The organism is Clostridioides sp. ZZV15-6597, from assembly GCF_020657815.1.
Taxonomy (GTDB): Bacteria; Bacillota; Clostridia; order Peptostreptococcales; family Peptostreptococcaceae; genus Clostridioides.
Map to the genome: position 1 here is coordinate 1 of NZ_JAGWCT010000192.1, position 3,180 is coordinate 3,180.

Sequence of the window (3,180 nt, forward strand, 5' to 3'; positions counted from 1 at the left end):
ATGACTATAGCGTAGATGTATTACTATGTTATAGTCATTTTTGGATTAAGCTTGATATATCAAGGGGGAAGAATATGAGAACAATTAAAAGAGTTTTAGCATTAGGTTTAACATTAGCTATATTTCTAATGAATGCACCTAATGTAAGTGCATTAACATCAGATACCATTAAAGGTAAGAACATATATGAGACGGCTGGATTAATAGCAGATAAAACGAGCTATGATACAGCCATTGTGGTAAATATGGATAGTTCTATAGCAGATGGTCTTTCAGCAAGTGGTCTTGCTGGTGCTGTAGATGCTCCAATTTTGCTTGCTCAAAAAAGTAACATACCAAATGAAACAAAACAAAGATTAAAAAATGTAAAAAAGATATACATAATAGGTAAAGAGTTGTCAATAAGTAAGTCAGTAGAAACTGAGCTGAAAAATACAGGAGCACAAGTAACTAGATTAGGTGGAGATGATAGAATAAAGACTAGTTATAGTGTTGCCAAAGAAGTAAGTACCATTAAAAAAGTTGATGAAGTTATATTAACTAATGCATATAAAGGAGAAGCTGATACTATAAGTGCTGCACCTGTCTCAGTAAGAGATGTAGCTCCTATAGTACTTACAGATGGAAAAAGTGTTCCTTTTTCAACAAGTAATGTAAAATCATATGCTGTAGGTGGAAGTATTTCTATGAGTACTAGTTTAGTTAACAAGACTAACTCTAAGAGACTTGGTGGTTCAGATAGATATGATACAAATAAAAAAGTTATAAAAGAATTTTATCCAGATTCATCAGAATTTTATTTAAGTGATGGATATGATTTAGTGAATGCTCTTACAGGTTCTACAATTGCTAAAGATAATCCAATTGTACTAGTATCAGAAGATAGTGATAAATCCATACTAGCAGGAGCAGATAAGATTACTAGACTAGGTTCAATAAGCGATAGTGTGTATAATAAATGTGTTTCTGCTGCACAGAATAATGGTGATTCATCTACAAAAGGGGATTCACCTATAAAAGATGAGACAAGTATATTAGGTGAACCAACAGCTAGTTTAGAAGCTTGTCTAAAATGGGCTAAATCTAAAAAAGCAAATGATTTATTTATAGAATTGATACCAATACTATATGATACAGCTGTTCAAGAAGGTGTAAATCCTGTTTTAGCAGTAGCTCAATCAGCAAAAGAAACTGGTTTCTGTAATTTTGGTGGAGTATTAGATGCATCATTTAAGAATCCCTGTGGACTTAAGACTTCTGTTGGTGGTTCTGATACTGACAAAAATGCACACTCAAGATTTGATACTTGGGAAGAGGGAATACTAGCTCAAATTCAACATTTATGTCTATATGCAGGACAAGAGGGCTATCCACTTTCAAATCCAGTAGACCCTAGACATGAAAAATCTTTATTTGGGAAAGCTAAAACAGTTGAAAGTCTTTCTAATAATTGGGCTGGTGGTCAATATGGACAAGACTTAGTTAGAATGATGGGAGAAATTGAGGCGACAAAGTAATTAAATTATTAATTTAAAAGCTATATTTATTGGGTTTCATTTAAATAGCTAATTTAAAATTACAAATAAGGAAAATTTATCATGAAAAAAAGTAATGTTTTTAGTATTATATTTCCTACAATCATAATGTTATTAATGTTTTTAACTTTTGCTACAGATATATTTAATATACCAGATATTCCTGCCAAAGGGATTTTTGTAATAGGTATGGTTTTGATTTTTCCAATTGCTTTTTTAATTCAAGGGATAGTTTGTGTATTGAGTAAAACTAACTTGATTTTATCACTTGTAGTATCTTTAATAACTTATATAATATTAATGTATATATTTTTAAATGATTCAGCATATATCTATGTTTTACTTTATGCAGCCTTTTATATGATTGGATATATAACCACTAAGATTTGTCAAAAAATGCAAATTTTTAAAAGATAAATTAAATAAAATATATTAAACAAAATGTATTAATAAGGAAGTGTCTGAATTGATTTTATAAAATCAATTTAGACACTTCCTTTTTTGTATAAAAATAAGGTATTTCTTTAAAGAGGAAGTATTGTAAATAAAATTTAACTATTATCATTTTCTTTTAACAATTGTATACAATAAACCTGTAGTATAATTAAGATAGATAAAATAAAGGGAGGGATAATATGAATTTAATTGATAATCATATTCATACTAATTTTTCAAGTGATGGAAAGGATTCAATGGAAGATACAATAAAAAAAGCTATAAGTATAGGTGTTAGATATTTGACTTTTACAGACCATTTAGAGCATGATGAAGGTAAGGGATTTTGTATAGATTATAACAAATATGTCCCAGTGTTTAATAAACTAAAAGAAAAGTATAAAAAGGATATAGAGTTATTATTAGGTGTTGAAGTAGGATATAGAAAACATTTAAAAAATGAAATAAAAGATGTAATAAATTCACATCCTTTTGATTTTATATTGTGTTCAACTCATACAATTGATAATGTACCTGTTCCATCGAAAAAATACTTTGAAGGACTTAGCAAAGAAGATGCATATTATAAATATTTTAATAGTATACTTGAAACTAATCATGAATTTAAAGATTATAATATATATGGACATTTAGATTATATATCTAGATATGGGATATATTCAGATAACAGAGTAATATATAATGACTTTAAAGATGTTATTGATGAAGTCTTAAAGTCAATAATTAATAATGGAAGTGGAATAGAGTTAAATACATCTGGTTATAGATATGGATTAAATGCTATACATCCAAATGAAGATATCTTAAAAAGATATAGAGAACTTGGAGGTTTTATAGTTACTGTAGGTTCTGACTCTCATAGAGTAGAAGATATATGTAAAGATTTTGATGTGGCTTATGATATGCTTAAATATCTTGATTTTAAATATGTATCATTATTTAAAGAGAGAGAAACTTATTTTTTAAACATAGAAAAAGTTAAATCTAATAATATAGCATAGGGAGCTAATATAGTATATATAGTCTTTTTAAATAATTTAAAAGTTAGTATAAAAATTAATAGTATGACATTGTATCCTCTAGGAAAATACTAGAGGTTTTTATTTTGCAAAAAATAATAATAAAGATAAGATTTATTTTAATAAAAGTGATTATTGTAGCTTAGAAAACTATTGTTATGATATTTAAC

3 protein-coding genes are annotated in these 3,180 nt (G+C 27.4%); all 3 read left to right on the forward strand.

All coding sequences use genetic code 11. The features are described from left to right. Positions 1–74 precede the first annotated feature (74 nt). The 3 genes from KGF52_RS20640 to KGF52_RS20650 all read left to right on the forward strand — a co-directional run bounded on the left by KGF52_RS20640 (position 75) and on the right by KGF52_RS20650 (position 2,992). Positions 75–1,517: a cell wall-binding repeat-containing protein gene (locus tag KGF52_RS20640; RefSeq protein WP_227828819.1), complete on the forward strand. Its 1,443-nt coding sequence runs from the start codon at positions 75–77 to the stop codon at positions 1,515–1,517. A gap of 81 nt (positions 1,518–1,598) precedes the next feature. Then, positions 1,599–1,952, forward strand: a complete 354-nt coding sequence (locus KGF52_RS20645) for a hypothetical protein (protein ID WP_227841466.1) — start codon at positions 1,599–1,601, stop codon at positions 1,950–1,952. A gap of 218 nt (positions 1,953–2,170) precedes the next feature. Continuing rightward, positions 2,171–2,992, forward strand: a complete 822-nt coding sequence (locus tag KGF52_RS20650) for a histidinol-phosphatase HisJ family protein (RefSeq protein WP_227841467.1) — start codon at positions 2,171–2,173, stop codon at positions 2,990–2,992. The last annotated feature ends 188 nt before the right edge of the window (positions 2,993–3,180 follow it).